Origin of the sequence: Amycolatopsis sp. cmx-8-4 (genome assembly GCF_046548675.1) — a bacterium.
GTDB lineage: Bacteria > Actinomycetota > Actinomycetes > Mycobacteriales > Pseudonocardiaceae > Amycolatopsis.
This window is the reverse complement of the sequence record NZ_JAEBDZ010000015.1, coordinates 168,926-187,859: the sequence shown is the minus strand read 5'-3', so window position 1 is coordinate 187,859 and position 18,934 is coordinate 168,926. Positions and strand designations below refer to the sequence as shown.

The following is an 18,934-nucleotide window of genomic DNA, read 5'->3' as shown; positions in this document are numbered from 1 at the left end:
TCACCGCCCCATCACTTGGTCGGTGTCACGCGGTTCTTCACGGACTTCGATGCCCCGCGACGGCCGGTACAGCACGAAGACCGGCTTGCCGGCGACGACCTCGGGGTCGACGCGGCGCGGCTGCGCGCGCACCCCCGGCGGCCGCGGCGCTTCCTGCGCGGCGTAACCGTTGAAGTCGGCTTCGGGCGAGCGAAGGTCCGACGGCACGACGACGGGCTCGGGCTCGTCGTTCCAGCGCCGGTCGGCCACCGGCGAGGTGTCGACGCGGCGGCTTTCCTCACCCCGCACGGTCGGCCGGCCACCGGCGCCGACGACGACGTACTCGCCGGGGTCACCGCCGGCCGGGTTGTACTGGCCGTACACCGGAGAACCCGGGCGGCCGCCCGAAGGCAGGGCGCCGGCGGAGCCACCGCCGATGGCCCCCGGCCACGCGCCGGACCACGCCGCGGCCGGCCGGGACGCGCTGGTGCCGTTGTTGTCGAGCCGCTGGGCGTTGGCGAAGATCGTCGCCTCCGGCCGGAACCGGCCCCCACCGGCGGTCGCGCCGAGCGGCCCGCGCTGCTCGCCGTCGACGGCGTCGTCGGTGTCGCGCACGTTCTGCCAGAACGCGTCCTGCGGAGTCGGGCCGCTGTTGTTGCGCCGGAACCGGGAGAAGATCCCACCGCTCGGCGACGGCACCGCGGCGCCGACCATGCTGACCGACATCTCGACCATCTGCCACAGCCGTCGCACGGGGCGGCCGACCATGAACAGCAATACGGTGATCAGCCCGGCGAGCACCATCTGGGTGAGCATGTTGAGCGAGTTCCCGGCACCGAAGATCGCTTGGAGGAGCAGCATGTGCACACCGGCGAGCACCGAGAGCACGATCAGGTTGAACGCCACTCCCCCGGCGACCTTGAGCACGCGGGGGAGAACCTGCGGCTGGAGCAGCGCGATCAAGCCGATCAACGGGGCGGTCAAGGCGAACAGCCGGATCAGCACCTGCGCGAGCAGGATGGATGCCTTGGCCAGCAACTGGAACAGCGAATACACGAGCGCTTGGCCGAGCGAAAGGAACCCGGCACCGGTGCGGCCGCCGGCCTCGCCGGTGAAGTATCCCGTGGCGGGGCCGAGCTTCGTGGAGATGTCCTTGAAAGCGGCCTTCTTCGCGTCCACGAGACCGGCATCGCCGTCGCCGCCCTGCTGGATCTGCTGCCAGGTGAAAGCACGCGCGTCCAGCAGGGGCGCGCCGAACTGCTGCGCCTGTGGTGCCGTCGCGGAGCCGAACTCGCCCCGCAGCCAGTTCTCGTAGACGATCTGGCAGTGCAGGTCGGTGGGCAGGATGTCCCAGGTCGGACGGCCGGCCGTGGTTCCCTTGTTCTGGCAGGAGATCTGGCCCTGCGCCGGATCTTGCGGCGGCGGCGCAGTCGGCGGCCCGGCGTCGACGAAGCCGGCCTGGATGTTGGTCGTGGTCTGCACGATCGCGTTGTCGATCGGGTCGAGGTACCGCAACAGAGCCAGCGAAGACGCGGCGAGCCAGACCGCGGCGAGCCCGTAGAGGGCACGTTTGCTCACGGCCGCGAGGTCGCCCCGCCAGATGTTGCGGAACATCATGATCGACATGATCAAGGCGACCAGGCCGAACAACTGGGCGTAGATGTTGTTGTAGATCTTGTCCGCACCCGCCTTGACGGCGTTGTAGAGCGGGCTGAGCAGACTGCCCTGCAGGACCGTGTAGTGCAGCGAGTTGGTCGCCCCGACGATGTTCTTGCCGAGGCTGAACAGCTGGTTGCCGGCCCAGGTGTCGATCGCCGAGTTCGGCGAGCCGATCCCCGACAGCGGGCCGCAGTCGGTTTCGAACGTGTCCCAGACCATGCCGGCGTAGCCGTACGCCCGATACGGGCTGAAACCCTCACCGTGGACGCCGTCCGGCGGGTCGAGGGCACCGACCATGCCCGCGCCCGGCCGTTCCGGGTTCGGCGCCTCACCGCACGCGGCCGCGCTGGCTGCCGGGGCCGTGGCGATCGCCTGCAGGCCCAGGACCAGCATGACGGCGAACATCGTCGCCTTGCGGCTCGGTGTGCGGCGGCCCGGTCGTCGCGGGCCTTCCTTGATCCGCCGTTTCAGCGCATTCCATCCGGCTGCCAACGTCAGCAGCACCGCCAGCGTCAGCAGTGTGCTCATGCGGCGTCCCGGCCGGTGCCGCCCTTCCCGCCCGTGCGGGCGTGTTGCTGCCCACCGTGTCCGTTGCCGTTCGCGGGCTGCTGGACGTCGCCCTGGACCTCGCCGGTTTCCGAGGCCAGCGGGTCCGGTGCGCCCAGGAGGTTCTCGTCGGCCAGGCCGACCTCCAGTTCCGCCGCCAGCTCGAAGTCCTGCTCCAGCTCGATGTCGTCTTCCGGTGGGGCCGCCACGAACGGCTTCTTCTCCTCCGGATGAGGCAGGGCCAGTTCCGTGCCCGGACGGCGGGGTTTCTCCGCATCCTTCGAGCCCGGCGTCGTGTCCATCACCCGGCGCAGGTGGTCCAGGTGCGGGCCGGAGAAGTCGACGCGGATGCGCTCCACGCCGCCCGCGCCGTCGCCGAAGATGAACTGGCGGGGCTCGATGTCCCGCTCCAGGCCGCGCTGCTGCGCGCCCGGGCGGCGGCCCAGCGCCGCGACGACCTGCTCGTAGCCGACGCCCACCGGGACCTTCAGCAGGCGCAGCGCGTCCGCCTGGGCGTCGTCGTCGTCCAGGCGTCCGACGAACACCGAGTCCAGCAGGGTCACGAAACCCTGGATCTTCAGGAAGTCCGCCGGGATCTGCGACGACAGCAGCACGCGGACGTTCCACTTGCGCGAGTCACGCGCGAAGCGGTTCATCAGCACGCGCCCGGTCGGCACCTCGGACAGGAAGAACGCCTCGTCGATCCAGACGCCCTTGCGCATCTCCTTCGGCTTCTCATACACCGACCGCTGGGTCAGCCACGCCGCCAGGTTCAGCATCTCGACGCCGAGGGACTCCGCGTCCGTCCAGTACTCGCGCGGGACGCCGTCCTTCGGCAGGGTCAGCCCGGCCATGGTCAGCACCGTCAGCCGGTCGTCGCGGGTTTCGGCGTACGGGTCGGCGTCGGTTTCCGGGATGAGCAGCGCCATCCGCTCGCGCATCTCGTCGAGGAAGTCCGCGACGACGCCCGCGTGCTCGTGGTGCTCGCTCGAGTCGCGCCGCAGGGCGTCGATCACCTGGCCCGGGTCGGCGTCGAACCGGCCACCGACGGTGCGGACCGCGCGCAGCAGCACGATCCGGGTCTGCGCCATCCGCGACACCTCGTACGGCAGGACGCCGGTGAGGACGTCCAGCACGAGACGCCGTCGCGTGGCGCCGGCCAGGGCCTTCTCGCGGCGCCAGGAGCGCTCGGGGTCGTCCTCGTCCATGAAGTGCTCGATCAGCGGCTCGGCGACCACCCGGTACGGGTTGAGGATGCCGGGCTGGGCGTTGAGCAGGTTGATCGGCCGCGCGTAGGGCCGCAGCTCCGGCAGGTCGCACAGCCGCGACAGCGGGCCGGACGGGTCGAGCAGTGTCCAGCTCGCCCCGGCGCGCAGCGTCTTGTAGACGATGCCGCCGCCGAGGAACGACTTGCCGGCACCCAGGCCGGCGACCATCGCGGTCAGGCCCGAGCCGTCGCGGATCTCCTGGGCCATCCACGGGTCCCAGGCCACCGGGCGCCGGGTCGCCGTGCAGGTCTCGCCGAGCAGGATGCCGCGCCGGTCGCCGACCTCCGCGGTCGCCGTCGGCACCGCGGACGCGCCCCAGACGACCGAGCCGCGGCGCATGTAGGCCGCCGAGGCCAGCGGCTCGCCCGGGATGAACTCCCGCGCCAGCGCGTACTGGGCCTCCGGGTGCTCGATGGCGATCTTCGGCTTGTACAGGTCGAGCAGCTGCTGGGCCAGGCGCAGCGCGTCCCGCTCGGTCGGGCCGGACACCGCCAGCCGCCACCAGCTGCGCACGCGGGTGGCGAGCGCGGTGAAGCCCGACGTCATCTCGTCGTCGATCTCCAGCACCCGCCCGGCCTGGCGCGACAGCGACTGCGGCGGCTCCAGCTCGTGCTCGTCGGTGTAGTGCTTGACCTGGGAGCGCACCTTGTTCATCTGGCGCGCCAGCTCGCCGGCGACCTCTTCGGGGCGCCGGACGTAGATCCGCGCGGACACCTCGACGGCGGCGGGCAGCCGGTCGGCGTGCTGGATCCACGGGTCGTCGACCTCGGGGATCTGCAGGCCGTGCATCTGCCCGACGGTGAGGATCGCCAGGTGGCGCGAGACGCCGGCGTTGGAGCCGGTGCGGCCGCGGACGGTCACGGTCGGCGCGTACGGGTCGGCGTAGTAGTCGGCGGCGTCGGTGAAGCTGGCCAGGTCCTCGGGCTCCCAGGCGGCGCCGGGCACCGCGGGCATGTTCCGCGGCGCGGGCAGGCCCAGCGAGCACGAGCGGTGCATCAGCCAGGACATCTCCTCGGCGTGCACCGGCCGGCCTTCCAGCCCGGCGCTGCCGATGACCTGGTCGAGGTGCTCGACCTCGGAGTCCAGCGCGGTCAGCTCGGCGTCGACGGCCTCGGGCAGGATCTTGCGCAGCACCGGCGCGGCCCGCTCGACCGCGCGGTCGACCATCCGCCGGGTCTGCACCTGGACGCCCAGGTAGACCTCTTTTTCGGCCATCGAGCGGCCCATCAGCTGCTGCTGCTCGCCGATCAGGTAGTCGTCGAACGACAGCGCGCCCGGGACGTCGTTGGGGCGGCCGTGCGCGTTGTAGACGTGCGCCTCGGCCCACATCCGGATCGGGTACGGCCGGTTCGTGACGCGCAGGTGCAGCCAGCGGCCCTGCAGCTCGGCGTACTGGCCGGCGATGGCCGCGACGAGGTCGCGGCGCTGCGAGTCGGAGCGAAACGACCAGCGCTGCGGCGCCAGCCGGTACCAGGCGTAGACCTCGTACCCGCTGCGGACCAGGTGACCGTCGATGCTGCGCACCGCGATCGACGGGGTGTACGCCGGAATCGCCTGCTCACCGGGCAGGCGACGGCCCTTGGTGCTGCTGCCGCCCGAACCGTTCCGCGTCGCGCGGACCTGCTCGGGCGGCTGCCACGCGCCCGAGTGTGCGTCCCGACCTTTACCTCGGCTACCGCCGCGACCGAACAACGACTACCTCCCGGCCCGAGCCGCGCTGCGGCTCCGGCGCGCTCGTGGTGGGGCTCCCTGGACCACGGCACCCGGCTGTGCGCCGTGGTGCCGGTACTGCCGTCTCCGACGGTGCTTCGGCAACGGGCGCTCGGCCCGCACCCGGACGCGGCTGGCGCTGACGGCGCCGCCCGTGCCCGTGGTCAGCTGCCGCGGCGTGTTGAGCTCGCGCCCGGCCATCGAGACCACGGTGCCGAGCGGCCGCTCGTGGCTGATCTTGGCCGTCAGCAGCCGCGTCACCACGATGGTGGCGATGAACGCCCAAGCCGTCGAGAAGAACCCGAAGCTCCACCCGGCCCAGCGCTCGACGCCGAGGACCACGAAGAACACCGGGATGCCGATGAGCCACGCGACGTAGCGGGCCCGCCAGGGAAAAGTCGCTTTCGGAGGGCCGAGCCAGACGGCGTCGACCCGGTAGACCTCGTCATCAGTCCTGATGCGCACGCGGGCCCCTGCCTCAGCCGGTGAACAGGCCGGCGATCCACTGGCCGACGTTGACGCCGGCGCCGCTGACCGCGAGTCCGATGATCGCCAGCGCGATGACCACGCCGGCGAGCCTGCGCATCACGCCGGCGTTGTCGCCCTTGCCGCCGCCCAGCCACAGGAGCAGGAGCGCGACGGACAGCAGCACCAGGGGGATGACGTTGTCGAGCAGCCACTGGCGCACGTTTCCGGTGCCCAGCTCGCCTGCGGCCAGCGTGTCGAGGGTGGTCAAGGTCATCATCGCGTTACTCCCGGTGCGCGGTGGGGGCCGCGCGGTTCTGGCTCAGGCAGTGCTTCGAACAACATCATGGCGGCTACGAGGGGTAGCGGTCAAAGCGCGCTGAGTAGGTACCGGCTCGCTGCTCAACCGGGACGGCGCGCTTGTTACCCGAAATCTCCACGCCCACCATCATCGCGGCAAGGGTCCTCCGGTCAAAGCCCGGCCGCCCATCGTTTTTGTCGCAGTGCCGAACTCACTCTCTTGGCAGAGAATCGCTCACTTTGCGTGCCCGGCTTGTGACCGTCGCCGGGCCCGAAACAGTGTGACACGACCCGAACGGCGGGCTTGCAGGAGTCCACACTGTGACGCCCAGTGGACCGGTCCGCCAAGATCCCGATCTTGGCGACCGCGGACGTCCGTCACTAGGTGTTCAGAACCTCACACAAGTTTCACTACATAGCGTGATCTTGCTCCATTCAGACGCGCCGCTGCCGGGCGAACACGCCTTCCGGGAAGGCGCCCGCCTCGACGGCCTGGCGGCTGAGGGCGCGGCACAGCAGTTCGAGCCGGGCCGTCTTCTCCGGCCCCAGGTGGTCCCACGGCCCGGTCGCGGCCGCCTCGGTGGCGACCTCGACCCGGTCGCGCAGCGCGACGCCCGCCTCGGTGAGCGCGCCCTCGGCGTCGAGGATCCCGCGGCCGGTCAGCCCGGCTTCGGCGGCGGCCCACTGCTCGTCGCTCCAGCCCCGGGTGAGCTTGGCGACGGCGGGCAGGAATCCGTCGCCGGTGGCGACGTGCGTGACCAGCGCCTCGATGTTGCCGAGGCCGTTGAGCACGAGCGCGGCGATGTGGCCGTCGCCGCGGTACTCGCGCAGCAGCGTGATGGCGTGCCAGAGGGCGAGGTGCGGCTGGTCGGGCCAGGCCAGCGCCGCGTGCGCGGCGTAGAGGGGACGGCCTTCGGCGGTGCAGCCGGCCGCGGCCTCCCGGGCGAGTTCGGCGGCCTCGGCCACCTCTTCGCTCTTGAGGGTGTCGTCGCCGAGGAGGCGGGTCAGCACCTTGTCGACACCGTCGAGGCGGGCTTCGAGGACCTGTTCGGGCGTGGCCAGCGTCCAGGCCCGCGGGATCACCCGCGCGACGACCTCGGGGTTGAAGTTGTAGAAGGTGGCCGCGACGACCTCGGCGCCGACGGCCCCCATGGCGGCGGAGCGGCCGGCGAAGTAGGGCATCCGCCCCGGTCGTAGCCCGATCCCGGTGAGAGCGGCGTCGACCTCGGGCGCGAAGTAGGTCAGCGCGTGCAAGGAGTCGAAAGCCGACTTGAACTGCTTCTCGTTTCCCGCCATGCGGGCACCCTACCCCCGGGTAACCACTTGGCACGAGCCTCCGCGACACCCCGGTCGTGAGTGTTCAGGGCGGTTAGAACCGCCCTGAACACTCACGACGGGGTGCGGACGAGCTGGCGTGTAAGCCGGATCCTGTTCCCCGGTCGCCTTGCGGCTCGCGGGGCGGCGGTCATCCATCTCGGCCTGCCGTCGCCGGCAGGCTCCAGCGGCCTACCCGCAGACTCGGACGGGCCGTCCTCGAACGCCTGCGCAGGAGCCGAAGCTCCCTCTTGGCCTTGCTCCGGGTGGGGTTTACCTAGCCGTCCCGGTCACCCGGGACGCTGGTGGTCTCTTACACCACCGTTTCACCCTTACCCCTGGTCCGAGAACCGGGGCGGTCTGTTTTCTGTGGCACTTTCCCGCGGGTCACCCCGGGTTGCCGTTAGCAACCACCCAGCCCTGTGGAGTCCGGACTTTCCTCGAGCCGGGTCACCCCGGCCCGCGACCGCCCTGCCAGCTCGTCCGCGCCGGGAATCGTACCCGGGCGCGCTCACCACCCCGCGACGGCGCCGCTGTGGTCGCGGTCGCCGCCGTGGCGCGGGCGGACGATCTCGGGCGCGGGGTCCCCGTCGGGTGACCGCCGCCGCCGCGCCAGCTCGGCCGTCCAGTGCAGGACGGCGGCGGGGCTGTCGAGGCCGATCAGCCCGACGAGCGCGCCGTCCCGGACGAAGCCGGTGATCGGGCGGGTGCCGGGCGCCGGAGACTCCAGCAGCACCGTGTCGGTGCCGAGCATGGGCCGGCCGGCGACCTGGATGCGGACGCCGTGCTGTTCGGACCAGTAGCGCGGCACCGGCGTGTACGCCGGCGAGCCCTGGGGCCCGGCGAGGAGGTTCGTGGCGGCCGCGCGGCTCATCTCGACCGCGTTGAGCCAGTGTTCGTCGCGTCGTGGCACCGGGTCGAAGCGCAGGTTCGGCCAGCGGGCGACGTCGCCGGCCGCGACGATCGTCCGCGAGCCGACGACGTGGCACGTCGGCCCGCAGACGACGCCGTCGTCCAGCGGGAGCTTGGCACCGCGCAGCCACGACACCGCCGGCACGCTGCCGACGGCGACCACGACGCAGGCGACGTCGAGGGCGCGCCCGTCGGTGAACTCGATCCCGACCGACATCGCAGTGGGCCGCCACCGCCGGACCGCGGTGCCGAGCTCGAGGCGGACGCCGCGGGCGGTGTGCAACGCCGTGAGCCACTCGCCGATGTCGGGGCCGAGGACGTCGGCCAGCAGCGCCCGCGCGCGGCCGATGAGGACGACGTCGCGGCCCATCTCCCGGAGGCTGGACGCGACTTCACAGCCGATGAAGCCGTCGCCGACGATGGCGACCGGGCCGGGGCCGGTGGCCAGCGCGCGCTGCAGGGCGATCGTGTCGGCCAGCGTCCGGACGACGACGACCCGCTGGTGGCCGTGCGGGGCGCCCGGCATCCGGCGGGGTTCGACGCCGGTGGCGATGATCAGCCCGTCGTAGCGCAGTTCCTCACCGGCGAGGTGGACGACCTGGCGGTTCGGCGACAGGCCCGTGACGGCGGTGGCGAAGCGCCACTCGGCGTCCACTTCGAGGGGGTCGGCCAGGAGCGTGTCGGCGCGGCTGACGGCGCCGGTGAGCAGGTGCTTGGACAGCGCCGGGCGGTGGTAGGCGATGTCGGGCTCGGCGCCGATGACGACGACCTCGCCGTCGAACCCGAGTTCGCGCACCCGCTCCGCGGCACGCAGGCCGGCGAGGCCGGCTCCGGCGATGACGATCCGTTCGCTCATCGGATGGCTCCCACCAGGTGGATGGCTCGCATGGGACAGGCGCGGGCGGCGGCCCGGACGTGGGGTGTCAGCCGGGCCTCCGGCCGTTTCTCGTACTCCAGCCGGCCGTTGTGGCCGAGCCGGAAGACCTGGGGCGCCTCGGACTGGCAGACGCCGTAGGAGTGGCAGAGGTGGCTGTCGACGTCGACGCGCAAGGTGTCCGCGTCCGGGACCGGCGCGATCAGCCCGGCGCGCACGAGCGCCGACGCGGGCAGCACGCGCAGCGCCGAGAGCACGACCGGCGGGACCAGCAACGTGATCCCGGCGAGCCAGACGACGGCGAGGTGGCCGCTCCAGACCGCGCCGAGCCAGGCGTGCGCGGCGAGCAGGCCGATCGCCGGGTAGCCGAGCTGGTGGAAGCGGAGCCATCGGCCTTCGCGGGCGCCGCGGCGCAGCCCGGCCGTCACCGAGACCGCGACGACCAGTTCGAACCCGACGATGCCGAGCGCGTGCCGGGTGGTGCCGTCGTAGAACGGGAGGAGCAGATCGGCGAAGCCGAACGAGTCGTCGTCCCGGAAGTCGTCGAGGAACAGGAACGTCAGCCCGTGCAGGGTGCCGGTGGCGAGGGTGAACGCGGCGAGCACGACGTGGCCGGTGCGCAGCGCGTCCTGCCCGCTGAACCGGCGGACCCAGCCCGCGGCGGCCAGGACGCCCCAGCACAGGGTGAGGCACATGCAGAGGTAGGTGAGGCGGCCGGACAGCGCGGCGGCCTCGGCGATCCCGGCGTCGTGCGGCGACGGCACGGTGTTCAGCGCGGCTGACAAGGACATGGAGCGGCTTACCTCCGGGTGCGCGGCGGGGTCGTGGCGGGGGTTCCGAGCAGGCGGAGCAGGCCGAACGTGGCGGCGGCGGCGAAGGCGACGAGGACCGAGCCGAGCGCGATGTCGCCGCCGTCGAGCGTGTCGTCTTCGGTGGCCGAGACGAGCAGGGACGTCGTCTCGGCGAGGCCGGTGCTCTCCAGCAGCGTCAGGTGCCCGAGCGCGGTGTCGACGGCGGTCTGGGCGAACGCGCGGATGTCGTCGTCCCGGGTGCCCGCGCGGACGTCGGAGGCGAGCGCGAAGAGATCGCCGTACTCGGCGCGCAGCCGGTTGACGTAGGCGCGGTCGAACTCGTCACCGGAAGCCGCGGCGATCTCGTCCGCCCAGGCGCGTTCCTGGTCCGTCGGCTCGGCGGGCAGCGTGATGGCGACCCGGTCGGCGGCCGCGCCCAGAGCGACGTCGAGGCGGGCCTGGTCGTCGGCGATGCGGGCGGCGACGTCGCGCACGCGGCGGTTGGTGCCGCGCTCGGCCGCCAGCCGGCTGGCCGGCACGGCCCACAGGGTGTGCTGCTTCAGCCGCGTCAGCAGGGTGCGGTCGGTCTGCTGCAGCTCCCCGGCGGCGGCCGGGAGAACGGCGCCGAGCAGCAGCGCGGCGGTGGCCGCGAACAGTGCTGCGAATCGGAGCGGCATTCCGTGTCCCCTCGTGGAGTAGTCCTTACCGGGAGCTACGCGTGAAAGGTGCGACACGGTTCTCGTTGTCACCTTTTAGTGACTGTGACGTGCATCACAAGACAATTTTTGAACCGGCTACGGGCACACGCCGTGACGACCGGGAGCCGAATAGCCGGAGAAACTGATGCATATGGCCTATCAAGTATTTCTGCGCTACGCTCTGCTGACCCTTACGGTCCGCCAGTCAGGTGAGGTTGCGAGCTTTATGGAAGCACCGGGCAGAACAGGTCTCGGCCACGCCGGCCCCTCCTCGTCCGCCACCGTGGCCGTCCTCGCAGCGGACCCGGTCGACGACCTGGTTCCGTTGCTGTACAAGAACTTCCGCGCAACGTTGTTCAGCCAGGTGTTGTCCCTCACCAACTACGACCGGCAGTGGACCGAGGATGTGGTGCAGGAGACCATGATCCGCGCCTGGCAACACTCCGACACCCTCGAGCGCGAGCCCGGCATGCTGCGGGGCTGGCTGCTCACGGTGGCCCGCCGGATCGTCATCGACGGCTGGCGGAATCGCCGGGTACGTCCGCAGGAGGTCGCTCTGGAGATCCCCGACAACGCCGAGTCGGCCGACCGCACCGACAGTTCGTTAGCGGCACTAACGATTTCCCGCGCATTGACGGAGCTGGACGAGAAATACCAGTCCGTCATCTCCGAGACGTACCTCGCCGGAAATACCGTTCGCCAGGCCGCGACCATTCTCGGAATTCCGGAGGGAACCGTGAAATCGCGGTTGTACACGGCGATGCGGCAATTGCGGAAGGCGCTCGGGGAAATGGCGGTGCGATGAGGGCGGGGAAAGGAGTGCACCGGGACGCCGCGGCCTACGGGCTCGGCGTCCTCGACGATCCGGGGGAATTCGAAACGCACTTGAGCGGGTGTGCCCGCTGCCGGGTCCGCGTCGCCGAGTTCCGCTCGGTGACCGGCGCGCTCGCGCGGGCGGCCGAGCTCGGCTACCTGCCCCCGGGTGACGGGACGGCCCCACGCCGGAAGTCGTGCCGGTTCGGCGGCCGGCGGCCGGGCTCGGCGACCGGCACGCTCCTGCTGCTGGCCCTGGGCGTCGGCGTGACGGCCCTGTGCGCGACGGGCGCGACCTTCGGGAAGGACGGGTTCGCAACCGCTGCGTCCATCGTCTCCCCTGCTCGGTTCGTCGCCGGCACCGGCGCCCACCTGCGGGTTCTCCCGAGATCGGCCGGTTACCGGTAGTCTGCCCGAACCCAACATGAAAGTCCTTACGGTGGATACCGAAGTAAATCCCGAGAACCCCGTCAGCGGGGCTTCGGTACCGAAGCGTCCGGCTCCGCGGCTCCCCGGCCGCGAGCCCGAGCTCAGCCGCTTGACCAGGCTCTTCCCGGTCGCGCTGGGCGGCACGGCGGCGAGCGCGGTACTGGTCGGCGAGTTCGGCATGGGCAAGAGCGCCACCCTGCGCGCCGCCGCGGCGCTGGCCGCGGACTCGGGCTTCACCGTCGCGATCGCCACCGGGTCGCGGCTCGAGAGCCACCTGCCCGGCGGGGTGGCCCGGCAGCTGGCCGACGCGCTGCAGAACGTCACCGCCGACCCGGCCGCCCCGCGCACGCCGTACACCGAGCAGTGCGGGCCCGCCGGGGAGAGCGAAGCGCTCGAACACTTCTTCCACCTCGTCCGCGACGCGGCCGGGCGCGGCCCGCTGTTCCTCGGCATCGACAACGTCCACCTCGCCGACGCCTGGTCGATGCGGTGCCTCGCCTACATCCGGCACCGCGTGCTCGACCTGCCGGTGCTGATCATCCTCACCGCCCTGATCGGGCACCCGCCCCACCGCGAGGTGGCCCTGCTGGAGATGGCGGGCTGCACGCCGGCCACGATCACGCTGAACGGCCTCGGCGACGCGGCCGCCGCGGAGATCCTCGGCCTCGCCCCCGGCGAGCTGGCGTCCACCTGCCGCGAGGCCACCGGCGGCAACCCGTACCTGCTGCACGCGCTGCGGCCGCGGCTGCTGCCCGGCGCGGACCCGCACGCGCTCGGCTCGTCGCTGATCGGCCAGGTCCTCCACACCCGGATGCACGAGTTCCCGCACGCCCCCGCGATCCTGCACGCGGCCGCGATCGCCGGCGAGGACGCGAGCTTCGACCTGCTGGCCCAGCTCGCCGGCGTCGACGAACTGGACGCGCTGCCGGCGATCGACACCATGGTCCGGCTGCACGTGCTCGACAACAGCAGCCGGCCGGTGCTGTCCTACTCCTTCGTCCGCAACTCCGTGCTCAAGGACATGCCGCAGACGACGCGGGCGGTCAACCACGCGCGGGCGGCGAAGCTGCTGGCGGAGACCGGCGCGCCGATCGAGCGCGTCGCCGCGCACCTGCTCGAGGCCACCGCGATCCGGATCCCCTGGGGGGTCGACGTGCTGCGGCTGAGCGCGCGCAACGCCCTGTTCGCGGGCGAGGCCGAACTGGCCTCGCGGCACCTGCGGCGCGCGCTCGACGAGCGGCTGAGCTCCGGGCGGCGGGTGGCTGTGCTGCTGCAGCTGGCGCACGCCGAGTTCCAGGTCGACCCGCCCGCGGCCGCGGTGCGGGTGCGCGAGGCCGTCGACAACATCGGCCGCCGCGAGACCGCCGCGTTCATCGCCAACGCCATGCTGCTCTCGCTGTGCGGCGGTCAGGACGCCCGGCTCGCGATCAGCGCGGCCGGCCAGATCGCGGCGCGGCTCGACGCCGGCGGCCCGGACGCCGTCGGGCCGCTGCTGAGCATGACCTACCTCGCCGAGGCCGGCAGCCGCCTCGGACCGCCGCCGGAGTTCCGCGACTTCGAGGAGCAGTGGGCGCCGCTGACCGACCCGGCCGCCCGCCGGAGCCGCTCGGCCCTGCTGGCGCTCGACACCGTCCGCAGCGGCGAGTCCGCGCAGGACGCCATCGCGCACTTCGCCGACGCCTTGGCAGGGGACGATGACGGCGATCTGTTCGAGCAGCACTACTTCTTCACGCTGGCCACCGCGGTGCTCGCGGACGAACCGGCCCACGTCGACCGGCTGTGCCGGATCCTCGACGTCGAGCGCGAGCCGTGGGACGTGCACGTGCCGCAGGGTGCGCTGCCGACCCTGGCCCGCGGGATCGCGCTGCAGGCCGGCGGCGACCTGCAGCGGGCCAGCGTCCACTTCGAGTCGCTGCTGCGGCGGTTCGACGAGCGCGGCGCGACGACGACGTGCCCGGTCGGCGTGCTGTGCGCGGCCAAGCTCGTCGAGTGCTGGGTCGACCTGGGCCGGTTCGAGGCGGCGACGTCGCTGCTGGACCGAATGGACTTCGTCGCCAGCCAGGGCTTGTTCACCCACACCTACCTCCTCTACGCGCGCGGCCGCCTGCGCGTCGCCACCGGCTACACCCGCTTCGGCTTCGAGGACCTGCTCAGCTGCGGACGGCGGCTCGCCCACCACGGCATGCGGTTCCCCGGGTTCGTGCCGTGGCGCGCGCACGCGGCCCGCGCGGCACTCGCGCTCGGCCAGGCCGAGGACGCGGCCCGGCTGGCCGAAGAGGACCTGTCCGCGGCGACCCGCTGGGGCGCGGCGCGGCCGCTCGGCACGGCACTCACGACGCTCGGGCTCGTCCGCGAGGACGACGAAGCCGAGCGGTCCCTGACCAAGGCGATCACGGCGCTGAGCGCGTCACCGGCCCGCCTGCAGCTGGCGACGGCGCTGACCGAGCTCGGCTCGCTGCAGTCGCGCCACGGCCAGTCCGAAAAGGCCATCGAGACGCTGCGGCAAGCCGTCGAGCTGAGCGAGCACTGCGGCGCGCGCCCCCTGGCGCGGCGCGCGGCGGAGGAGCTGCGCTCGTCGCGGCGCGCGCTGACCCCGGCGAAGGACAACGAGCACGGCCTGACGCGCCAGGAAAGCCGCATCGCCGTGATGGCCGCGCAGGGCCTGACCAACCGCGAGATCGCGACGGCGTTGCACCTGACGCGGCGCACGGTCGAGCTGCACCTGTCGGGCGCGTACCGGAAGCTGGGCATCCCGGGCCGCGCGGAACTCGGTGGCGCACTGGCGAAGTCCCACCGCGGCGGGTGAAGTCCCACCGCGTGGACGCGCGTTGACCGCCCCTGGCGTCGTTGCTCTACTCGGGCCATGTCTTCGCCCGAAGAACCTCTGAAATTCGCCTACTGGGTCCCGAACGTGAGCGGCGGGCTCGTCACGAGCGACATCGAGCAGCGCACGGACTGGGGCTACGAGTACAACCGCGAACTGGCGGTGCTCGCCGAGAACAACGGGTTCGAGTACGCCCTCTCCCAGGTGCGCTACACGGCGAGCTACGGCGCGGCCTACCAGCACGAGTCGACCGGGTTCAGCCTGGCGCTGCTGCTCGCCACCGAGCGGCTGAAGGTGATCGCGGCCGTGCACCCGGGCCTGTGGCACCCCGGCGTGCTGGCGAAGTTCATCGCGAGCGCCGACGTCATCTCCGGTGGCCGCGCGGCCGTGAACGTCGTCAGCGGCTGGTTCAAGGACGAGTTCACCGGCCTGGGCGAGGCGTGGCTCGAGCACGACGAGCGCTACCGGCGGTCGGAGGAGTTCATCCGCGTGCTGCGGGAGCTCTGGACCAGCGACCACGCCGAGTTCCGCGGCGACTTCTACCGGATCCACGACTTCGACATCAAGCCGAAGCCGGTCGTCACGCCGCACCCGGAGATCTTCCAGGGCGGCAACTCCACGGCGGCGCGCAAGCTCGCCGGGCGCGTCTCGGACTGGTACTTCAGCAACGGCAAGGACTTCGACGGCTTCAGCGAGCAGGTCGCGGAGGTGAACGGGTACGCGGCGGAGAACGACCACACCGTCCGATTCGGGCTGAACGGCTTCCTCATCGCCCGGGAGACCGAGAGCGAAGCGAAGGCCGTGCTGCGCGAGATCGTCGACAAGGCCAATCGCCCCGCCGTCGAGGGCTTCCGCAACGCCGTCAAGCAGGCCGGAAAGTCCACTTCGGACACCAAGGGCATGTGGGCGGACTCGGAGTTCGAGGACCTCGTGCAGTACAACGACGGCTTCCGCACCCGGCTGATCGGCACGCCGGAACAGATCGCCGACCGCGCCATCGAGTACAAGCGGCGCGGGGCGAACCTGCTGCTGCTCGGGTTCCTGCACTACCTGGAGGACGTCGAGCACTTCGGCGAGCACGTGCTGCCGGTGATCCGGGAGAAGGAACGCGACCTCGCCCGCGGCGCCGCCACCCCCGAACCCCTGGGCGTCTGAACGTCCTGAAGGGCACCCTCAGGGAAACCAGGTCCCTGAGGGTGCCCTTCACGGCACTCCGGCTAGCGTGAACTGGTGAACTTCTGGGCGGGTGCCGCGAGCCTGGTGCTCCTGATCGGGGTGCTGGTCTTCGCGATCGTCCGGCCGCGCGGCTGGCCGGAAGCGGTCGCCGCGGTGCCGGCGGCGGGGCTGGCGCTCCTGTTCGGACTGGTGCGCCCGGCCGCGGCCGGGCACCGGGCCGTCGAGATCCTGCCGACGCTCGGCTTCCTCGCCGCGATCCTCTTGCTGTCCTTTTTGGCCAGTGTGGACGGCGTGTTCGACTGGCTCGGCAACCGTCTCGCCGAGGCGTGCCACGGCCGGCCCCGGCGGCTGCTGGTCCTGACGTTCGCCGCGGCGGCCGGCGTGACGGCGGTCCTCAGCCTGGACGCCACCGTCGTCCTGCTGACGCCGGTGGTGCTCGCGACGGCGTCGAGCCTGAAGATGCCCGCGCGGCCGCACGCCTACGCCTGCGTGCACCTGGCGAACTCGGCGTCGACGCTGCTGCCGGTGTCCAACCTGACCAACCTGCTGGCCTTCGCCGCGTCCGGGCTGACGTTCGCCGGCTTCACGGCGTTGATGGCACTGCCGTGGCTGGTGACGATCGGCATCGAACTGCTCGTCTTCCTGCGGTTCTTCGCCACGGACCTGAAGCCACAGGAGACGGCCGAGCCGCGGCAGCACCTGGAGACGCCGACGTTCGCGCTGGTCGTCCTGGCGCTGACGCTGGTCGGCTTCGGGCTGGGCCCGCTGGGCCACGTCGAGCCGGTCTGGATCGCGACGGCCGCGGCGCTGGTCCTCGGCGTGCGCGCGCTGGCGCGGGGCAAGATCAAGCCGTGGCAGCTGATCAGCGAGGCGGCGCCGCAGCTGTGCCTGTTCGTGCTGGGCCTGGCGGTGGTGGTCGAGGCGGTGTCGGAACACCTGCTGGGCGGCTTGCTCCGCGACGTGCTGCCGACGTCGACGGGCCTGGTGGACCTCCTGCTGGCGGCCGGTGTCGCGGCGTTGCTGGCCAACCTGGTCAACAACCTCCCGGCGACGCTGATCCTGCTGTCGGTCCTGGGCACGCACCCGGCGCCGGGTGTGCTGCTGGCGGTGCTGCTGGGCGTCAACATCGGCCCGAACGCGAGCTACCTGGGCTCCCTGGCCACGCTGCTGTGGCGCCGAGCGCTCCCGCGGCACCCTTCGGCCCGCACGTTCCACACGCTGGGGGCCCTGACGACACCGCTGTGCCTGGCCGCGGCGACGGTGGCCCTGTGGCTGGGCCTCACCGTCGCGACGTAATCCGTCACCCGCGTGATCGCGGCCGGATCTCACGTGACTGAGGCCGGAACTCGCGAGTTCCGGCCTCGATCACGCTGGTCACGGGCCCGATCACGCGAGTGACGGGCCGGGTCACGCGGGTTACGGGTTCGGGACCGTCAGGGTCTGGCCCGGCTTCATCGTCGCGCCGCAGTCGTCCAGCGGGCCGCCGAAGCGGTCGGCCGCCACCGCCGGGATCGTCACCTTCGCGTAGTCTTGTGCCGACTTCAGCTTGGCCGGGTCCGTGACCGCGTCCTTGCGGACCCAGTCGCCGTTGCGCAGGCCCTCGATCGGCGACGAGTAGATCAGCACGTAGTCGCGGTCCAGGCGCGGGTCCAGCGCGATGCCGTTGCCCGCGGCCCACGGGCCCCACGAGTGGATGAACGTCGGCTTGACCGTGTCGAACACGTAGTTCCGCAGGCCGGCCAGGTCGTTGTCGTGGACCAGGTCGGCGATCGGCTTGTTGACCAGGCCGGCCATGTCCACCAGCTCGAGCCGGCTGGTCATCGACGAACCGCCGAGGTCCGGCAGCAGCAGCGACGCCTTCTGGATGCCCAGGATGTCCGCGTACGTGTTGAAGCCGCGGCCGAAGCGGTCCGCGACCAGGCACGCGGTGATGTTCGGGTTCTTCGCGAACTTGTCCGCGGCCTGGGCGAACCCGACGGCCGACGGGACGAACGCGCCCACCAGGACCACGACGATCCCGATCCGCAGCAGCGCCCGGCGGTGCTTCAGCAGCTCACCCGCCGACAGCGTCCCGGCGATGACCGCCAGCGGCCAGATCGGGCTGGCGAACCGGCTCTGGTACATCCAGTCGGCGACCATCACGCCGTACGCGACGACCCCGAGGCCCAGCGGCACCAGCAGCGCGATCAGCGAACGCCGCCACGGCGCCTTGACCAGTGCGAACACGATCACCAGCACGAGCAGGACCACGCCGGCCCAGCCCGCGTACTCGGCCAGTTCGAAGGGGCGCTTCAGCGCGTCGAACCCGGGCAGGCCCTGTTGCTTGGCGACCGACGGGTTGGCCAGCAGCCTGCCGAACTCGGAATACCGCCAGACGACGTACGCGCCGAACGGGACGGCGAACGCGGCCACCGACAGCAGCGCGAGCCGGAAGCTCTTCCAGAACAGGCCCGGCCGCAGCAGGAACAGCGCGGCCAGCGGGTACGCGCCCGCGTAGATCAGGCCTTCCGGCCGGGTCAGCGCGGCGAACGCGACCATGACGCCGGCCCACAGCGCGACCTTCGGGGTCAGCAGCTTGTCCCGCTTCACCGAGACGAACAGCGTCACGCCCAGCGTGACGACGGCGAAGGCGAACAGCGAGTTCTCCAGGCCGGACACGACCCAGATGACGAACGACGGGATCGTCGCCAGCGTCAGGCCGACGACCAGGGTGGCCAGCCACGCGAAGCGCGTGAAGATCTGCTTCGCGGCGATGTAGCAGGCGGTGAGGATGCCGCCGGTGAACAGCAGGCCCAGCAGCTTCGGGAACAGCACGTAGTCGGGCAGGCCGAAGAGCAGGCCGTGGTCGAAGAGGCCGACGAGCTTGCCGACGCCGAGCAGCACCATCCACGTCGGGTCCGAGAAGCCCTCGACCGGCGGCGCGCCCGGCTGCAGCACCGGGCCGAGGCCGTCGGCGAAGCTGCGGGCGTAGGAGAAGGTGATGGCGGCGTCGTCGACGATCCAGTGGCCGTAGCGGGTGGCGTGCGCCGCGACGGCGGCCACCCCGGCGAGCACGGCCAGTACCGGCGCCAGGCGCGCGCCCCAGCCCCGCGTCGTGGTGGTGGCCACGGGGTCGCCGGGGACGTCGCTCTGGGAAGTCTCGGTGAGTGCGCTAGCCGTCATGTCCTCGTCACTGT

The 18,934-nt window shown here is 71.9% G+C and carries 14 protein-coding genes and 1 other RNA gene; 5 read left to right on the top strand and 10 right to left on the bottom strand.

The features are described 5' to 3' along the window. From ACLJQZ_RS29605 to ACLJQZ_RS29565, 9 genes are all read right to left on the bottom strand, one after another. On the bottom strand, positions 1–2,166 hold the full coding sequence (locus ACLJQZ_RS29605) for a magnesium transporter (protein WP_410623135.1): 2,166 nt from the start codon (positions 2,164–2,166) through the stop codon (positions 1–3). Continuing rightward, the gene (locus ACLJQZ_RS29600) at positions 2,163–5,144 is read right to left on the bottom strand and encodes an ATP-binding protein (RefSeq protein WP_410623134.1); all 2,982 of its coding nucleotides are present in this window, start codon (positions 5,142–5,144) and stop codon (positions 2,163–2,165) included. The genes ACLJQZ_RS29605 and ACLJQZ_RS29600 overlap by 4 nt, the downstream gene beginning before the upstream one ends. Positions 5,145–5,147: 3 nt before the next feature. Further along, a complete protein-coding gene (locus ACLJQZ_RS29595; protein WP_410623133.1) occupies positions 5,148–5,627 on the bottom strand; it encodes a hypothetical protein in 480 nt (159 codons plus the stop codon). Positions 5,628–5,640: 13 nt separating this feature from the next. Continuing rightward, the gene (locus ACLJQZ_RS29590) at positions 5,641–5,907 is read right to left on the bottom strand and encodes a hypothetical protein (RefSeq protein WP_247061182.1); all 267 of its coding nucleotides are present in this window, start codon (positions 5,905–5,907) and stop codon (positions 5,641–5,643) included. Between the two features lie 455 nt (positions 5,908–6,362). Continuing rightward, positions 6,363–7,223, bottom strand: coding sequence for an SCO6745 family protein (locus ACLJQZ_RS29585; RefSeq protein WP_410623132.1), 861 nt, complete (start codon positions 7,221–7,223; stop codon positions 6,363–6,365). Between the two features lie 105 nt (positions 7,224–7,328). Further along, positions 7,329–7,723, bottom strand: an RNA gene (gene rnpB / locus ACLJQZ_RS29580) — RNase P RNA component class A. A 29-nt stretch (positions 7,724–7,752) separates the two neighbouring features. Continuing rightward, complete coding sequence (locus ACLJQZ_RS29575) at positions 7,753–9,009, bottom strand: NAD(P)/FAD-dependent oxidoreductase (protein ID WP_410623131.1); 1,257 nt, start codon at positions 9,007–9,009, stop codon at positions 7,753–7,755. Next, positions 9,006–9,818 carry a ferredoxin gene (locus tag ACLJQZ_RS29570; protein ID WP_410623130.1) on the bottom strand — a complete coding sequence of 271 codons (813 nt, stop codon included), beginning with the start codon at positions 9,816–9,818 and terminating at the stop codon, positions 9,006–9,008. The genes ACLJQZ_RS29575 and ACLJQZ_RS29570 overlap by 4 nt, the downstream gene beginning before the upstream one ends. Positions 9,819–9,826: 8 nt before the next feature. Next, positions 9,827–10,495: a DUF4142 domain-containing protein gene (locus ACLJQZ_RS29565; protein ID WP_410623129.1), complete on the bottom strand. Its 669-nt coding sequence runs from the start codon at positions 10,493–10,495 to the stop codon at positions 9,827–9,829. Positions 10,496–10,742: 247 nt separating this feature from the next. Between ACLJQZ_RS29565 and ACLJQZ_RS29560 the strand changes: the two genes are divergently transcribed. From ACLJQZ_RS29560 to ACLJQZ_RS29540, 5 genes are all read left to right on the top strand, one after another. Continuing rightward, positions 10,743–11,321, top strand: a complete 579-nt coding sequence (locus ACLJQZ_RS29560) for a sigma-70 family RNA polymerase sigma factor (RefSeq protein WP_410623176.1) — start codon at positions 10,743–10,745, stop codon at positions 11,319–11,321. After that, a complete protein-coding gene (locus ACLJQZ_RS29555) occupies positions 11,318–11,737 on the top strand; it encodes a hypothetical protein (RefSeq protein WP_410623128.1) in 420 nt (139 codons plus the stop codon). Before ACLJQZ_RS29560 ends, ACLJQZ_RS29555 begins: the two co-directional genes overlap by 4 nt. Positions 11,738–11,768: 31 nt before the next feature. After that, positions 11,769–14,564 carry an AAA family ATPase gene (locus tag ACLJQZ_RS29550; RefSeq protein WP_410623127.1) on the top strand — a complete coding sequence of 932 codons (2,796 nt, stop codon included), beginning with the start codon at positions 11,769–11,771 and terminating at the stop codon, positions 14,562–14,564. Positions 14,565–14,621: 57 nt separating this feature from the next. Further along, positions 14,622–15,737 (top strand): dimethylsulfone monooxygenase SfnG, encoded by a 1,116-nt coding sequence (gene sfnG, locus ACLJQZ_RS29545; RefSeq protein ID WP_410623126.1) that lies wholly within the window; start codon positions 14,622–14,624, stop codon positions 15,735–15,737. A 75-nt stretch (positions 15,738–15,812) separates the two neighbouring features. Next, positions 15,813–17,054 (top strand): SLC13 family permease, encoded by a 1,242-nt coding sequence (locus tag ACLJQZ_RS29540; protein WP_410623125.1) that lies wholly within the window; start codon positions 15,813–15,815, stop codon positions 17,052–17,054. 120 nt (positions 17,055–17,174) lie between these two features. On the opposite strand, the gene ACLJQZ_RS29535 is transcribed toward ACLJQZ_RS29540, so the two are convergent. Next, the gene (locus ACLJQZ_RS29535) at positions 17,175–18,920 is read right to left on the bottom strand and encodes a hypothetical protein (protein WP_410623124.1); all 1,746 of its coding nucleotides are present in this window, start codon (positions 18,918–18,920) and stop codon (positions 17,175–17,177) included. Positions 18,921–18,934: the final 14 nt, after the last annotated feature.